A 15,038-nucleotide genomic window follows, 5' to 3' on the forward strand; every position below is an offset into this window, starting at 1 on the left:
GACAAAGCGGAACAGCGCTCCGTATCGTTCCGGAACGTCGCTCCACTTACGGCGACAGACTACTCGAAGGGGAACCGATGACCGTCTTCACGGTGAGTCCTGTCGTGCTCGAGATTCCTGGCAGGCCCGTTGACCTGCAGTTGAAGGTGAGCGCGCCGATCGAGGGCAACGATCTGCCGATCATCCTGCTGTCGCACGGGCAGGGCTACTCGAACCACCTGTCCTCGCTGAACGGGTACGCACCGCTGGCCAACCACTGGGCTGAGGAGGGGTTCGTCGTCATCCAGCCGACGCACCTCAGCTCCCGCACGCTGGACCTCGGAGACATTCCCGGCGCGCCGATGTTCTGGAAGGAGCGCGCCGAGGACATGAGCAACATCATCGACCGGCTCGACGAGATCGAGAAGGCCGTGCCGCAGCTGCGGAACCGGCTCGACCGCACGAAGATCGCGGTCGCGGGCCACTCGATGGGCGGCCACACCGCGAGCCTGCTCATGGGCATGAAAACAGAAGGTCAGAGCCTCAAGGACGAGCGGATCAAGGCGGGCGTGCTGCTCGGCTCGACCGGCCGCGGAGAAGGGCTCACCGACGTGGTCAAAGAGAACTACGCGTTCATGCTGGCCGCGGACTTCGGCGACATGACCACTCCGGCGCTCGTAGTCGCGGGTGACCAGGACGGGTCCGAGCACCTCACGACGAACGGCCCGCAGTGGCACGAGGACCCGTTCCACCTGTCGCCCGGCCCGAAGGACCTGCTGGTTCTCGAAGGCGGCGAGCACGGCCTCGGCGGCGTCTCCGGTTACGACGTCGCCGAGACCACGGACGAGAGCCCGGAACGGGTCGCGCTCGTGCAGCGGCTCACCACGGCCTACCTGCGCAGCCGGCTGAACAAGACGAACGACTGGCAGCAGGAAGCGCTAGTGGGCGTTGGGTTCCGGGTTGACTCCCGGTCGTGACAGGAACTCGAAGTCGCAGCCCTCGTTGGCCTGCGTGATGTGCTCGTAGTACAGAGCGCCGTACCCGCGTTCGAACTTCGGCGGCGGCGCGGTCCACAAGGCTCGACGCCGTGCCATCTCCTCATCGGAGATCTCGAGCCGCAACACGCGTTCTGAGACGTCCAGCGTGACGAGGTCGCCATCCTGCACCAGCGCCAGCGGCCCACCGACGTGCGCTTCCGGTGCCACGTGCAGAACGCAAGCGCCATAAGAAGTTCCGGACATCCGCGCGTCTGACACGCGCACCATGTCCCGAACGCCTTCTCGCAGCAACTTGTCCGGGATCGGCAGCATCCCGTACTCAGGCATGCCGGGCCCGCCCTTGGGGCCGCCACCGGCCAGCACGATCACGGAGTCCTTCGTCACCTCCAATGAAGGATCATTGATCCGTGCCTGCAAATCCTTGTAGCCGTGGAAAACCACGGCGGGCCCGGTGTGCTTCCACAACGAAGGATCAGCCGCCACGTACTTGATCACCGCGCCGTCGGGAGCCAGATTGCCCCGCAGCACAGCCAGTCCGCCCTCAGCCGAGATCGGGTCGTCCACCGACCGGATCACCGCGGAGTCGTAGACCTCCGCGCCTTCCAGGTCCTCGCCGAACGTCCGGCCGGTGACCGTGATTCGCTTGAGGTGCAACGAATCGCGCAACCGCGACAGCAACCCGCGCAGCCCGCCCGCGTAGTAGAAGTCCTCCATCAGGAAGGAACCGGCGGGCTGAACCGAAGCCAGCACGGGAACTTCTCGCGACAACCGGTCGAAGTCGTCCAGCGACAAGGAGATCTGCGACCGTCCGGCCATCGCGATCAGGTGGATGTAGGAGTTGGTGGAGCCGCCCAACGCCAGCACGGTCCGAATCGCGTCCTCGTACGCCTCCGGAGACACGATGTCGTTGATGGTCAGGCCTTCCCGGACCATCTCGACGACGCGCATGCCGGACGCCGCGGCCATCCGGTAGTGCGCCGAGTCGACGGCCGGAATCGACGACGCGCCGGGCAGGGTGAGCCCGAGCGCCTCGGCGGCCGCGGTCATCGTCGAGGCCGTGCCCATCGTCATGCACGTGCCGGGGGAGCGGGCGAGTCCGGACTGGATCTCCGCCCAGTCCGACGACGAGATCGTCCCCGCGCGCTTCTCGTCCCAGAACCGCCACATGTCCGTGCCGGACGCCAGTTTCTCGCCACGCCAGTTGCCGCGCAGCATCGGCCCGGCGGGCACGAACACCGCGGGCAGACCGGCGGAAGCCGCGCCCATCAGCAACGCCGGAGTGGTCTTGTCGCAGCCGCCCATCAGCACGGCACCGTCGACCGGGTAGGAGCGGAGGATCTCCTCGGTCTCCATCGACAGCATGTTCCGGTACAGCATGGGAGTCGGCTTCTGGTACGTCTCCGACAGCGTGGACACCGGGAACTCCAGCGGATAGCCACCGGCCTCCCACACCCCGCGCTCGACCTGTTGCGCCCGCTCGCGCAGGTGCATGTGGCACGGGTTGATGCCGCTCCACGTGTTCAGGATGGCGATGACGGGCTTGCCGAGGTGTTCCTCGGGGTTCATGCCGAGCTGGCGCATGCGTGCGTTGTGCGAGAACGCCCGCAGCCCTTCGCCCTCGAACCACTCAGCGCTGCGCAGCTTCACAGCAAGCTCCACGAGTTCAGCAGCACACCAACCGCAGAACGATCAGCCTCGCTCAACAACGAAGCAGGCGGCCGCACATCTCGGCGGCACAAACCGAGCTGTGCCAACGCTTCCTTCACCACGGACACGTTGTTCGCGGACTCGTTCAACGCCCGCAGCTCCTCGAACTTCCGGATGAACTCCCAGAACTCCATCGCTGCACCGAACTCGCCGGCTTTCAAAGCCTTGAACATCTGCACGGACAGCTCGGGCGCCACGTTCGCGAGCCCCGAGGTGAACCCGGTGGCTCCGACCGCGAAGTAGCCGGGTGCCGACAGCTCGGCGAGCCCCGCGACCCACGTCAGCCGGTCCAGCCCGGCATCGCGAGCCACGGTCGCGAACCGCACCGGATCCGGCACCGCGTACTTCACGCCGACGACGTTCGGGCACGCGTCGGACAAAGCAGCGATCTGCGCCCCGCCGATCCGCGGGTTGCGGACGTAGAGGATCACGCTCAGCTCAGGCACCGAGGACGCGATGGCGCGGTGGTAGTCGACCCACCCGTCCAACGACACGTACGGGTGCACCGGCTGGTGGATCATGATCCCGTTCGCCCCGGCCCGATCAGCGAACTGAGCGGCAGTGACAGCGGAACCGAGGTCATGTCCGACCCCGGCGACGATCGCGGCCCGATGCCCGACGGTGTCCACGGTGATCCGCAGCGCGCGCTCGGTCTCGGCAGAGGACAACGTGTAGAACTCGCTCGTGTTGCCGTTCGGCGTGACGACCGAGACGCCGCCCTCCACCATCCGGTCCACGATCGAGGCGTAGTTCTTCTCGTCGATCGCGCCGTCGGCGTCGAACGGCGTGACGGTGATCGCCACGACGGACGCGAGCCGCTCGGAGAGGTCATCGAACGCCATCGGGAAGCTCCTCAACTACTCGGTCGGCGAAGGTCTGGATGTGGCGGCGGAGTAGCTCGAAAGCGAGATCGCCCTTGCCGGTGACCGCGGCGGCGAGGATCGCGCGGTGCTCGGCGGCCTCGTCGTCCCAGGTCGGGCAGATGCCCCAGCCGGCGACGGTGATCAACGCGGCCTGGTCGCGCAGGCCGTCGAGAATCTGGATCATCAACGGGTTCCCGCACCCGGCGTACAGGGCGCGGTGGAAGCGGCGGTTGGCCAGAGAGCGTTGGGCCAGGTCGGACGGGTCCTCCAACGCCAGCGCGGCGTCGTCGAACGAGGCCCCGAGCAGGATCGCGCGGCGCAGCGCCTCGGGTTCCATCACCATCCGCACGTCGTAGACGGCATTGGCCATCGCGGCGTCGACGGTGCGGACCGCGGCTCCCTTGTACGGGCTCATCACGACGAGCCCCGACCCGGCGAGCGTCTTGAGCGCCTCGCGCACGGGCGTCTTGGAGACGTTGAGCGTGGCCGCGAGATCTGTTTCCACGAGCGCCTGTCCGGGCTTCAGTTTTCCGTTGAGAATCGCTTCTTTGATCGATTCCAGAACGAAGTCCGTTCGAGACGCGGGAGGCGCTTCCACCCGGTCATACATCATATATGAGAGCCTAGGGGCCTTGAGAGGCCCAGGTCAACCGTCTTCTGTGGGCTGCGCAACTGCCCTGTATCTGCGTTGAACCAACTTCCTCGCGGGCTCGTTTTGAAGGTGTCGGTCCCAAGCTGCAACACCGCAACAACGCGGACCGGAGAAGGAGAAAATGAGTGAGTCGTTCCGCGTGAACCGTGTCCATTGCCGCGTCCGCCAGCGCATGGCACCGAACGTCCTGGGCACCGACGAGTTGAACGAGATCGACACATGCTGATGGAAGAACTGCCACCGGAGGCCGCACTGGACGGCCCTCCGCGCGACGCGGACCACCTCTTGCAGCGCACGCTGGGGACGGTCCGCGACGAGAGACACCAGGCCGTGCGACGCCGAGGGCGCATCACGGCCCTGACCTCGACCTTTCTGGTCGCCGGCGTGCTTGCTGGGGGCGTTTGGTTAGGGCAGGGCTCGGGCATCGGCGGCACGGACGACGTTGCCGGGGTTCTGCAGGGGACCTCGGCGGACGGCGCGCACCTCGCCGTCAAGGTCACCGACACCGAGGGCGGCCTCAGGCTGGTCGCCACGGTCGACGGCATGCAGGACGGGGAAGCCTGCTGGCTCGTCGTGCACACGAAAGACGGACGCACCTTCACCGCCGGCTCCTGGAGAGCGCACGACGGCGAGGTGACGCTGGCCGGGTCCGCGATGGTGCGGGCTGGGGACGTGGCCGGGGTCAGCGTCGTGAACCACGATCACCAGCCGCTGGTGACCGCCAACTAGAGCAGGACCCTCACGTTGCGAAGACCTGTGAGTCGTCGGCGAACGCCTTCACCTCGATGGCGTTCCCCGACGGGTCGCGGAAGAACATCGTCCACTGCTCGCCGGGCTCCCCGGCGAACCGGCGGTAGGGCGCGATCACGAACTCCGTCCCCGAGGCCTGCAGCTTGTCCGCGAGCAGCAGGAACGCCTCGACCGACAGCAGCACGCCGAAGTGCGGCACCGGCACGTCGTGGCCATCCACCGGGTTGTGGGTCACCGAGGGGCGCGGGCCTTCCACCAGGTGCGTCACGAACTGGTGGCCGTAGAGGTTCCAGTCGATCCACCTCTCGCCCGACCTGCCTTCCGGGCAGCCGAGCACGCCGCCGTAGAACACGCGGGCCTGGGCCAGGTCCGTGACCGGCACCGCGAGGTGGAAGCGAGGGATGGTCCGGGTCATCTGACGTCCTTTCGCTCGGCTAACGAATTAGCCCCTCTCGCCGGCTCGATGTCAACATCCGGACATGTCCTGAACCTCGCGGCGATGATCGGCGTAGAGGACGCCGTGACCCTCCGAAGTGAGACACCGGCCTGTCCTCTCGATGGCGCGCTTGGCAAGCTGTAGCCGTGGCCCGCAGCAAACCGATGACCCTCGCAGTCGCGGCGGTCGCGGTCATCGTGGTCGTGGCCTCCGCCGTCGCGTACGCCCGGTCCGACACCGACCAGTACGTGACCGAGCTGGACCAGGCGTTGACCGAGCCTTCCGTGCCCAACGTCGTGATCCGCTGCGGCACGAACGAGGACCGGCACCTCAACGCCGACAACCCCGTCGTGTCGCCCGGCATCCCGTTCGGTGCACACCACACACACGAGTACGTGGGCAACAAGTCGGCCGACGCCCAGTCGACGAACGTCTCTCTCGCGGCCGCCGCGACCACGTGCGAGAAGGACGACCAGTCGACGTACTACTGGCCGGTGCTGCGCCTGACCGACGGCGCGGGCCCCGACGCGCACGCCGAGGGTGGCGGGGTGCACGGCAACGTCGGTGAGGTGCTCAAACCGAAGAGCGTGGAAATCCGGTACGAGGCCAGCCCGGTGAGCACTGTGCTGCCGATGCCGCGGTTTCTGCGCATGATCACCGGCGACCCGTCGGCGTTCACCAACAACTACGGCCCGAAAGTTCGGGCCCAGTGGGGCTGCTCGGACAAGCCCGGCCGGTACACGACGAAGTACCCGCTGTGCGGGAGCGCGACCACCCTGCGCGGCTACGACTTCGCGAGCTGCTGGGACGGCAACAACACCGACAGCGCCTCGCACCGCACGCACGTGGTGTTCCCGCTGGCAGGAGGCGCGTGCCCGCCCAGGACGTTCCCGATCCCGCGGCTGCGCGTCACGGTGGGGTACGACGTTCCCGAGGGCAGGCCGTTCGCGATCGACAGCTTTCCCGAGGAGCTGCGCGACCCGGCGACCGACCACGCGATGTTCATCAACGTGATGCCCGACGCGCTGATGAAGGAGCTGGTCGGGCACCTCAACAGCGCCCGGTAGCGCGGTCGGCGCCGCTGGCCTTTGCCCCGTATTTGGTGGTCAGACGGATGCATCGTGGTGCCGGCCGCACGCCCTCATCCTGGTTGGCTGTGGGTGTGAGGCCCGTGCCGCGAGGCGCCCTGCTGAGCGCCGAAGCCGCGGCGAAGGCCAGCGGTCGCGGCGCCGCTAGCATTCGCGACAATCTTTTAGTCAAACCTCTTTGAACCGAAGCCCGTCTCTGCTCGTGTGTCGGCTGAGGTCTTGAACAGGACGCCCGCAAGAGGTGTTCGCGGGCGGGGAGGAGTGGGTGGATGGCGGCTTTGTTCTCCCGCAAACGGGAGACCGCGGCCGACGAGGCGCTGATCCGATCGCTCTACGAGGAGCACGGTCGGGCTCTGCTGGCGTACGCGACGCGGTTGACCGGTGATCGGGCGGCTGCCGAGGACGTGGTCCAGGAGACCCTCGTCCGAGCGTGGCGCCATCCCGACGCCCTCGTCAACGGCAAGGGGTCGGTTCGCGGCTGGTTGCTGACCGTGGCGCGCAACATCGTCACCGACAGGGTCCGGGCCAAGGCGGCGCGTCCTCAGGAGGTGGCCGAGTCTCCGGCGACGCCACCGATCGAGCGCGACCACGCCGACCAGGTCGTCGACTCGGTGGTGGTGCTGGAGGCGCTCGACAGGTTGTCGTCGGATCACCGCGATGTGCTGATGGAGATCTACTTCCGCGGCCGCAGTGTGACGGAGGCGGCGGAGGCGCTCGGGGTGCCACCGGGCACGGTTAAATCAAGATCGTATTACGCGTTGCGAGCCCTGAGGGAGACGTTCGTCGGTCAACAGGTCGCACTGAAGGGGGTGGCCGGATGACCACGCAGCACGACCCGCAGCTGCTCGGTGCCTACGTTCTCGGAGCGATGGACGAGCAGGAGGTGCGCGACATGGACGAGCACTTGGCGTCCTGCCCTGACTGCACGCGTGAGCTCGAGGACCTCCGCGCCATGGAGGCCTACCTCGGCGAGGTGCCGCCGGAGGCCATGCTCGACGGGCCGCCGGAAGGTGGCGACCTGTTGTTGCAGCGCACGCTCCGGGAGGTGCGTGCGGAACGAGGCGGCGTCGCGCGGCGTCGCCAGTTCGCGTTGGGAGCCGCGGCAGCCGTCGTGGCCGCCGTGGTGCTCGGTGCCGGTGTCTTCGTCGGCAAGGCGACCTCGCCGGACGTCCAGGCAGGTCCTGCCCCGACGACGACGGCTCCGGACCCGTCGGGCACCAAGCTCGCGTCGTTCACCGACCCGGCCACCAAGGCGTCGATGACCGTGAAGGTCGTCCCCGCCGCGGGCTGGGTGCGCACGAACATGTCGATCAACGGTATCCCCGAGGGCGAGAAGTGCCGGATCTTCGTCGTGGCGAAGGACGGCAGCCGTCAGGAGGCGGGTTCCTGGGTGGTGTCCAAGAAGGGCGCCGCCGAGGGCACGAACCTGGACGGCTCCGCGCTCGTGGCCCCCAACGACGTGAAGTCGGTGGTGGTCGAGAACTTCGCCGGTAAGAAGTTCGTCGAGGTACCGGTCCAAGCCTGACCGAGGGGTTGGAGAAGGGGCCGCCTCCGTTTCGACGGGGGCGGCCCCTTCGTTCACGGCTTGAGCACGACTTTCCCCACCGTCGCACGGGATTCCAGTGCCTCGTGCGCCGCGGCGGCGTCCTTCAACGCGAACGCCGGGTTGATCAGCGGCACGAACCGTCCGCTCGCCAGCCCCGCCATCGACTCGTCCTCCAAGACCCGCAGCCCACGCCGCATCAAGCCGGGACCGAGCGCGACCGTCGCCGTGAGGCTGTTGGCCCACAACGCTTCCGTGCTGATCTGAGTCATCTCGCCGGACGCCCAGCCGTAGATGATGTGCCGCCCGCCGACGCCGAGCGTCTTCAGCGCCGCCGAGCCGACCGCGCCCCCGACGCCGTCGAGCACCACGGTCATGTCCTTGATCCCGTCCGCCCAGTCCGGCCGGGTGTAGTCGATCGCGGCGTCGGCGCCGTTGTCCATCACGAAGTCCAGCTTCGAGCCGCTCGCCAGGCCCACGACCCGCGCTCCGACGTTGCGCGCCTCCTGCACGAGCAACGCCCCCATGCCCCCGGCCGCCGACGTCACCAGCACGACGTCGTCCGGAGTGAGCTTCGCCGCGTGCAGCACGCCCACGACCGTGCGCCCGGTGCCGATCATCGCCACCGCGGCCTCGAACGACACGTCGTCCGGCAGCGCGTGCAACGACTCGGTTTTGGCCACGGCCAGCTCCGCGTAACCCCCGTTGGACATGCCGAGATGAGCCGTGACGCGCCGCCCCAGCCACTCGGCCTCGACCCCCTCGCCGAGCGCCGTCACCACCCCGGCCACCTCCCGTCCCGGCGTCATGGGGAAGTCGACGGGACCGAACCCGCCCTTGCGGATCGTGGTGTCGACGAGGTGCACCCCGGAGGCGGCGACCGTGATGCGCACCTGGCCGGGCGCGGGCGAGGGGTCGGGCACCTCCTCGAAGAGCAGGTTCGAGGCCGGGCCGTACTCGTACTGCCGAATCGCGAACATGCTCAAGGACGCTAAGAGCTCGACTTAGGTGGAGGTCAACAGGTGTAGCGCGATCAACGACACACGGGCAACTGTGCCTCGGATCACTTGCACGGCTGCCCGGAACCTGAAGCGCGAAGGTAGGTTGCTCGCGGTAGTACGTACCTCTGGGGGGTCGTTTTGCGCACGCGCATGCGCGTCTCACCGGGGCAATGGACAACTTCGAGTCCTGGGGGACTTAATGAGATCGTTCTCGCGCGCCCAAGCGCAGCCGGCCGAGGTGGTCTGGCTGTGAGCGTGAGCAGGAAGGTCACCGTCGCCGCCGCGGTCGCCGCGGTCGCGCTCGCCGGGGTGCCGGTCGCGCAGGCGTTGTCCGGCGGCACCGTCGTCCCGGACGGGTCGTACGAGTTCCTCGCCCGCCTCACCGCGGGGGACAAGGGCTGCTCGGGCGCGCTGGTCGCTCCCGGCTACGTCCTCACCGCCGCGTCCTGCCTCCCGCAGACCGCCGGTGACGTGAAGGTCGTCGTGGGCAAGGTGAACCTCGCGACGGGCACCGGATTCGCCACCACGGCCAGGCGGATCGTCCGCCACACCGACCGCGACGTGGCGCTGGTGAAGCTCGCGACCAAGACCGACGGCATCACCCCGCTGGCGTTGAGCGGCACCACGCTGGCCCAGAACGAGTCGCTGAAGTCCGCCGGTTTCGGCCGCACCGCGACGGAGTGGGTGCCGGACCGGCCGCGCGTCAGCACGTTCACCGCCGGCGCCCTCACCACCACCGAGGCCTCGCTCACCGGCGAGAAGGACACCTGCAAGGGCGACGCGGGTGGCCCGGTGTTCCGCGAGGTCAACGGCACGCCGCAGGTCGTCGCGGTGAACAGCAGGTCGTGGCAGAACGGCTGCCTGCTCGTCAACGAGACCCGGAAGGGCAGCACCGGCACGCGCGTCGACGACCTGACCGCCTGGATCACCAAGCAGATCACGCCGACGCCGGTCGACTGCAAGCCCGCGGCGATCTGGTCGGTGCGGCAGAACGGCGACCTGTTCCGCTACCAGCACCACGACGCCAAGGACGGCGGTCTGAGCTGGTCCGGCGGCGGCCAGGTCGGCAACGGCTGGCTCGGCCGCATGCTCGCGGGCACGGACAACGTGGTGTGGGACTTCCACAAGAAGATCGACGCGAACGACCCGCACGACGACGGCGTGCTCAAGCGCTGGGTGTGGAACCCGAACGCCACCAACCCGAACACCGGTTTCTGGTCCGGCGGCAACGCGGTCGGCTCCGGCTGGGAGCGCTACTTCACGCCGGAGTACAAGAACCGCATCACGGTGGACAGCGTCGGCCGGATCTTCATGATCGACGACAAGGGCCAGCTCAAGTACTACGTCTGGGACACCGTTCGCGGCACGTGGGTGAACGGCGGCGGCGAGGTCGTCGAGTCCGGCTGGGAGCGCTTCGACTCGATCACGGCCGCGGGCGACGGCGTGCTGTACGCGCGCAAGCCGAGCGGTGAGCTGTTCCGCTTCGAGTACGACGTGGCCAGGAAGTCCTGGGCGGACAAGGAGAAGCCCGCCGGCGCCGGCTGGTCGATGTTCAGCGAGATCTTCTCGCCGGGCGGCGACGTCCTCTACGGCCGAGGCGCCGTGGGCCAGGGCCCGTGGGGCGAGGGCACCGTGCCCGTGCTGCGCTGGTACGCGCACCAGGACAACACCGACACCTGGGCGCCCGGCGCGCAGGACGGTACCGGCAAGTCCGTCGGCACCGGCTGGGACACCGAGCGCAACGTCGCGGCCCAGCCGAACGCCTGCGTGCTCGTGAAGTGATCTGACTGCGCCAGAAGGCCATTCCGCGATGCGGGGTGGCCTTCTGGCGCGCAAATCTGGGGGTATTCGACAATGAGATCAGGTTCCAGACTCGCGGTGAGCGCGCTCGCTGCCGCGGCATTGGCGGGCGGGCTCACCGCGTCGCCGTCGATGGCGCTGTCTGGTGGCACGGTGGTGCCCGACGGCGCATACAAGTTCCTCGCGAGGATCTCGCTCGGCACCACCGCCGCGTGCACCGGCGCGTTGATCGACCCGGTCTGGGTGCTGACCGCGAAGGGCTGCACGCCCGATGGCGCTTCGGTGTCGTTGGCGGGCAAGACGATCGGCATCGCGCGGGTCGTCACGCGCTCCGACCGCGACGCCGTCCTGGTGCGGCTGAAGGAACCCGTCACGGACGTCACGCCGATCGCGATCGGCGCCGCGCCCGCTCAGGGCGAAGTGCTGCGCGCCGGCGGTTTCGGCCGCACCGTCACGGAATGGGTGCCGGATCGTGCGCGCACGGCGTTGTTCACCGTCGGTTCGAGCAACGGCCAGACGGTCGCGCTCACCGGCAACGACGGCGTCGACACCTGCAAGGGTGACGCGGGCGGCCCGGTGTTCCGCGAGGTGAACGGCACCCCGCAGCTCGTCGGCCTGAACAGCACCTCCTGGCAGCACGGGTGCATCGGCGTGTCCGAGTCGCGGCAGGGCAGCACCGCCGCCCGCGTGGACAACGTCGCCGACTGGTTCGCCTCCGAGCTCCTCGACCTGTCCGCGCGGCCCGCACCGCAGCACGCGATCAACCTCTCGTGGGCGGCCAGGGGCAACCAGTCGTTCAAGGTCTACGCCTCGCAGAACGCCGATGTGCCGATCGGTCCGTCCACTTTGGTCGCGACGTTGACGACGCCGGGCTACATCCACAGCGCGCTCGCCGCCAAGCAGAAGTGGTACTACCGCGTCGTTCCCGTGCTCAACGGCCAGGACGGCACGGCTTCCGGCATCGCCTCCGCCACCACGAAACTCCCGTCCCGCCACGACTTCAGCGGTGACGGCATCGACGACGTCGGCGCCGCGTACGAGCTGGGCGGCTACACCCTCGGCCTGCCGGTGTGGAACGGCGGCGAGGCGGGTCTCGCGGCGCCCGAGTTCAAGCTGAAGGGCAACGCCGGTGGCTTCGACGTCAACCGCGCCCGCTGGGTGACCGGCGACTTCAACGGTGACGGCCGTTCGGACACGGCGGCGTTCTACAACTACGACGGCGGCGAGACGAAGCTGCTCGTCTTCTACGCCACCGCGACCGGCTACAGCGACTGGCAGGAGAAGTGGACGGGCGGCCCGAACAACGCTCCGTCGCAGAGCTCGAAGATCGTCGCGGGCGACTACAACGCCGACGGCCGCGCCGACATCGCCGCGTTCTACGACCTCGGCAACGCCCAGACCAAGCTCTTCGTCTGGTACGGCACGGCGACGGGCTTCGAGCCGCCGGCCGAGAAGTGGGACAGCGGTCCCGGCCAGTGGATCCAGGGCCGCGCCACCTACCTCGCCGGTGACCACAACGGCGACGGCCGCGTGGACATCACGGCGGTGTACGACCACGGCGACGCGAACATCGCGCTGTGGACGTTCGAAGCGACCGCGACCGGCTTCAACGCCCCGGTGCACCGCAAGGGCGTCACCGGCTGGGGCAACGGCCAGGCCCGCTACGTCTCCGGCGACTGGAACGGGGACGGCCGCTCGGACCTCGGCGCCTTCTACAACTACGGCGGCGGCCAGACGAAGCTGCTCGTCTTCTACGCCACCGCGACGTCGTTCGCCGACTGGTCCGAGAAGTGGGACGGCCTGCCCGGCAACTGGCCCGCGCAGGCCGCACGACTGATCGCCGGTGACTACAACGGTGACGGGCGCAGTGACGTCGTGGCGTTCTACAACTTCGACAACGGGCTCACGCGGGCCTACCTGTGGAAGGGCAACGCCACCGGCTTTGACGCACCCGTCCGGCAGTGGGACGGCGGAGACGGCAACGGGCCGGCGCAGTCGGCGAAGCTGCTGTAGCAAGGGTCCCAACCCCGGGCCGTAGATCCGTTGCACGACAAGCATCACGACCTGGGTGAACCGGTGAGCCACCAGGGTTCACCGGTTCACTCGGCAGTTGCCCGCGTTCAGGAGCGGGCCGGAGATCCAAATGGGGGAAGTGTCAAGTGACGAAGATCGCTGTGGTTGTGGCCGGTGTGGTCGCGGCCGGGTTGTTGTCCGCGGGGGCGTCGCAGGCGATGTCCGGCGGAACCGTTGTGCCGAACGGCAGTCACCAGTTCCTGGCGCGTGTCACGTCGGGCTCGGCCGCGTGTTCGGCCGCGCTGATCGACGCGGAGTGGATCGTCACGTCGTCGTCCTGCCTGCCGTCGTCCGGTGAGGTGAAGGTCGTCGTCGGTGACGTCAACCTGGGGACCGGCGCAGGCCATGCGACGAAAGCAGTTGAGGTCAAGAGGCACCCGGCGCGTGATCTCGCGGTCGCGCGGCTGGAGGTGCCCGCACCTGTCGCGCCGATCGCGCTCGGCACCGATCTCGCGGCGAACGAGTCCGTGAAGGCAGCCGGTTTCGGCCGCACGGACCGGGAGTGGGTCCCGGACCGTCCGCGCGTCACGGCGTTCACCGCCGCCACGGCCGGTTCGGACGCGGTGCTGACCGGCGGCGCCGACCTGTGCAGGGGCGACGCGGGCGGGCCGGTGTTCCGCGAGCGGGACGGCGTCGCCGAGCTCGTCGGCATCAGCCGGACCTCGTGGCAGAACGGCTGCCTGCTCGTAGACGAGACCCGCAAGGGCAGCACCGCCACTCGCACCGACGACGTGGTGACGTGGCTGCGGCAGCAGTTCGCCGGCCAGCGGATCCGCAACTTCAACGGCCTGTGCGCGGACATCGAGAGCAACGCCCCCGGCACGGTCGTCGGACTGTTCACGTGCGACCCCGGCCACCACAAGAGCCAGAAGTGGCAGGTGCCCGGCGACGGCACCATCCGCAACTACAACGGCCTCTGCCTGGACATCCCGAGCAACGCCGACGGCACCAAGATCGTGCTCGCGAACTGCAAGGCGGCGCCCGGCTGGATCAGCCAGCAGTGGAAGTTCCAGGACGGCACCATCCGCAACTCCAACGGTCTGTGCCTGGACATCGGCTCCAACGCCCCCGGCACGCCGATCGTGATCACGGCCTGCCGCCCGGCGCCGGGCTGGACCAGTCAGCAGTGGACAGTGCGCGTCTGATCGCGCGCGACCCGACGAGGGATCGTCCATTGCGGACGGTCCCTCGTCCGCGTCAGGAGGCCGCGGCGCAGAGGCTGCGCACGGGGCCGCGGCTGACCGGCCCGACCAGCGCCGGGTCGCAGTTCACGATCGCCTCGTGCAGCCGCTGCATCCGGTTGCAGGGCTGCAACCCGAGCTGGTCGCCGAGCAGCCGGCTGAGGTGGTGGAACACCTGGATCGCCTTGCCGCGCCGATCGGACCGGTAGAGCGCGATCATCAGCTGGGCGTGGATGTTCTCGTGCGTCGGATGCGCCTGCGTGAGCTTGTGCAGCTCCGGCAACAGGTTCGCGTGCCGGCCCAGCCGCAGGTCGGCCTCGATGCGCTGCTCCAGCACGCCGAGCCGGCGTTCGGTCAGCTCCACCTGGTACGCCGTGATCACCGTGCTCGCGGGCACGTCCGCCAGAACGGTGCCCCGCCACAGCGCGAGAGCGGACCGGAACGTGCTCGCCGCGAGGTGGTTCTCGTTGCGCGCCAACGCTTCCCGCGCCTCGCGGACGTGGTCGTCGAACACCGCGCGGTCGAACGTTCCGGGCGGGACGACGAGCTGGTAGCCCTGGGTGCGGGTGAGCAGCAGGTCCTTCCCGCCCGGCAGATGTTTCAGCATCCGCCGCACGTGCAGGACGTACGTGTGCAGCGTCGACATGAAGCTGTTCGGCGGGTTGCCGGCCCAGAGCTCCTCGACGCACGCGTCCACGGAGACGAATTCGTTCGCGCTGATCAACAGCAGGGCGAGGAGCTGCCTCGATTTCGGCGCGGTCGGCACGAACGACTTGCCGCCCGATGTCACCTGCAGCGGTCCGAGAACTCCTAATTGCATCTCTTCCCCCCAATGATTGCCGTCGCTTCCCCTAGCAACGCGATTCCATGCTAGCGGGGCGTCCTTGCTCCACGTGGGTGATTCCGCAGCCTGAGAAGTGCCTACTCTTGGTTACGAGGAGAATGGCCGACGCCTTCAGGACACTAG

General features: G+C 68.5%; 14 protein-coding genes. 8 read left to right on the forward strand and 6 right to left on the reverse strand.

Going from position 1 to position 15,038, the window contains the following annotated elements:
• Positions 1–77: 77 nt before the first annotated feature.
• Positions 78–956, forward strand: a complete 879-nt coding sequence (locus AB0M24_RS06030; RefSeq protein ID WP_363761661.1) for an alpha/beta fold hydrolase — start codon at positions 78–80, stop codon at positions 954–956.
• On the opposite strand, the gene araD is transcribed toward AB0M24_RS06030, so the two are convergent.
• Genes araD through AB0M24_RS06045 form a run of 3 tightly spaced genes read right to left on the reverse strand, consistent with a single transcriptional unit; the run spans position 918 to position 4,160 of the window.
• Entirely contained in the window at positions 918–2,636 is a 1,719-nt protein-coding gene (gene araD, locus AB0M24_RS06035; RefSeq protein WP_363761663.1) for an L-arabinonate dehydratase, read from the reverse strand. The genes AB0M24_RS06030 and araD overlap by 39 nt on opposite strands.
• A complete protein-coding gene (locus tag AB0M24_RS06040) occupies positions 2,621–3,526 on the reverse strand; it encodes a dihydrodipicolinate synthase family protein (protein ID WP_363761665.1) in 906 nt (301 codons plus the stop codon). The genes araD and AB0M24_RS06040 overlap by 16 nt, the downstream gene beginning before the upstream one ends.
• The gene (locus AB0M24_RS06045; protein ID WP_363761667.1) at positions 3,513–4,160 is read right to left on the reverse strand and encodes a GntR family transcriptional regulator; all 648 of its coding nucleotides are present in this window, start codon (positions 4,158–4,160) and stop codon (positions 3,513–3,515) included. The genes AB0M24_RS06040 and AB0M24_RS06045 overlap by 14 nt, the downstream gene beginning before the upstream one ends.
• A 258-nt stretch (positions 4,161–4,418) precedes the next feature.
• Here AB0M24_RS06045 and AB0M24_RS06050 point away from each other — a divergent pair, with 258 nt between their 5' ends.
• The gene (locus tag AB0M24_RS06050) at positions 4,419–4,928 is read left to right on the forward strand and encodes a hypothetical protein (protein ID WP_363761669.1); all 510 of its coding nucleotides are present in this window, start codon (positions 4,419–4,421) and stop codon (positions 4,926–4,928) included.
• Positions 4,929–4,938: 10 nt separating this feature from the next.
• On the opposite strand, the gene AB0M24_RS06055 is transcribed toward AB0M24_RS06050, so the two are convergent.
• Positions 4,939–5,364, reverse strand: a complete 426-nt coding sequence (locus AB0M24_RS06055) for a VOC family protein (protein ID WP_363761671.1) — start codon at positions 5,362–5,364, stop codon at positions 4,939–4,941.
• 167 nt (positions 5,365–5,531) lie between these two features.
• On the opposite strand from AB0M24_RS06055, the gene AB0M24_RS06060 reads away from it, so the two are divergent.
• From AB0M24_RS06060 to AB0M24_RS06070, 3 genes are all read left to right on the forward strand, one after another.
• The gene (locus AB0M24_RS06060; protein WP_363761673.1) at positions 5,532–6,452 is read left to right on the forward strand and encodes a DUF1996 domain-containing protein; all 921 of its coding nucleotides are present in this window, start codon (positions 5,532–5,534) and stop codon (positions 6,450–6,452) included.
• Positions 6,453–6,742: 290 nt separating this feature from the next.
• Complete coding sequence (locus AB0M24_RS06065) at positions 6,743–7,294, forward strand: sigma-70 family RNA polymerase sigma factor (RefSeq protein ID WP_109637237.1); 552 nt, start codon at positions 6,743–6,745, stop codon at positions 7,292–7,294.
• Positions 7,291–7,998: a zf-HC2 domain-containing protein gene (locus AB0M24_RS06070; protein WP_363761675.1), complete on the forward strand. Its 708-nt coding sequence runs from the start codon at positions 7,291–7,293 to the stop codon at positions 7,996–7,998. The genes AB0M24_RS06065 and AB0M24_RS06070 overlap by 4 nt, the downstream gene beginning before the upstream one ends.
• A gap of 53 nt (positions 7,999–8,051) precedes the next feature.
• On the opposite strand, the gene AB0M24_RS06075 is transcribed toward AB0M24_RS06070, so the two are convergent.
• Positions 8,052–8,996 carry a zinc-binding dehydrogenase gene (locus AB0M24_RS06075; RefSeq protein ID WP_363761677.1) on the reverse strand — a complete coding sequence of 315 codons (945 nt, stop codon included), beginning with the start codon at positions 8,994–8,996 and terminating at the stop codon, positions 8,052–8,054.
• A 270-nt stretch (positions 8,997–9,266) separates the two neighbouring features.
• Between AB0M24_RS06075 and AB0M24_RS06080 the strand changes: the two genes are divergently transcribed.
• The 3 genes from AB0M24_RS06080 to AB0M24_RS06090 all read left to right on the forward strand — a co-directional run bounded on the left by AB0M24_RS06080 (position 9,267) and on the right by AB0M24_RS06090 (position 14,035).
• Positions 9,267–10,799 carry a tachylectin-related carbohydrate-binding protein gene (locus AB0M24_RS06080; RefSeq protein ID WP_363761679.1) on the forward strand — a complete coding sequence of 511 codons (1,533 nt, stop codon included), beginning with the start codon at positions 9,267–9,269 and terminating at the stop codon, positions 10,797–10,799.
• A gap of 96 nt (positions 10,800–10,895) precedes the next feature.
• Positions 10,896–12,830, forward strand: coding sequence for a trypsin-like serine protease (locus AB0M24_RS06085; RefSeq protein ID WP_363761681.1), 1,935 nt, complete (start codon positions 10,896–10,898; stop codon positions 12,828–12,830).
• Between the two features lie 146 nt (positions 12,831–12,976).
• Positions 12,977–14,035, forward strand: coding sequence for a ricin-type beta-trefoil lectin domain protein (locus tag AB0M24_RS06090; protein ID WP_363761683.1), 1,059 nt, complete (start codon positions 12,977–12,979; stop codon positions 14,033–14,035).
• 52 nt (positions 14,036–14,087) lie between these two features.
• Here AB0M24_RS06090 and AB0M24_RS06095 read toward each other — a convergent pair whose 3' ends face one another.
• A complete protein-coding gene (locus AB0M24_RS06095) occupies positions 14,088–14,891 on the reverse strand; it encodes an AfsR/SARP family transcriptional regulator (protein WP_363761685.1) in 804 nt (267 codons plus the stop codon).
• Positions 14,892–15,038: the final 147 nt, after the last annotated feature.

Origin of the sequence: Lentzea sp. NPDC051838, assembly GCF_040681245.1 — a bacterium.
Lineage (GTDB): Bacteria > Actinomycetota > Actinomycetes > Mycobacteriales > Pseudonocardiaceae > Lentzea.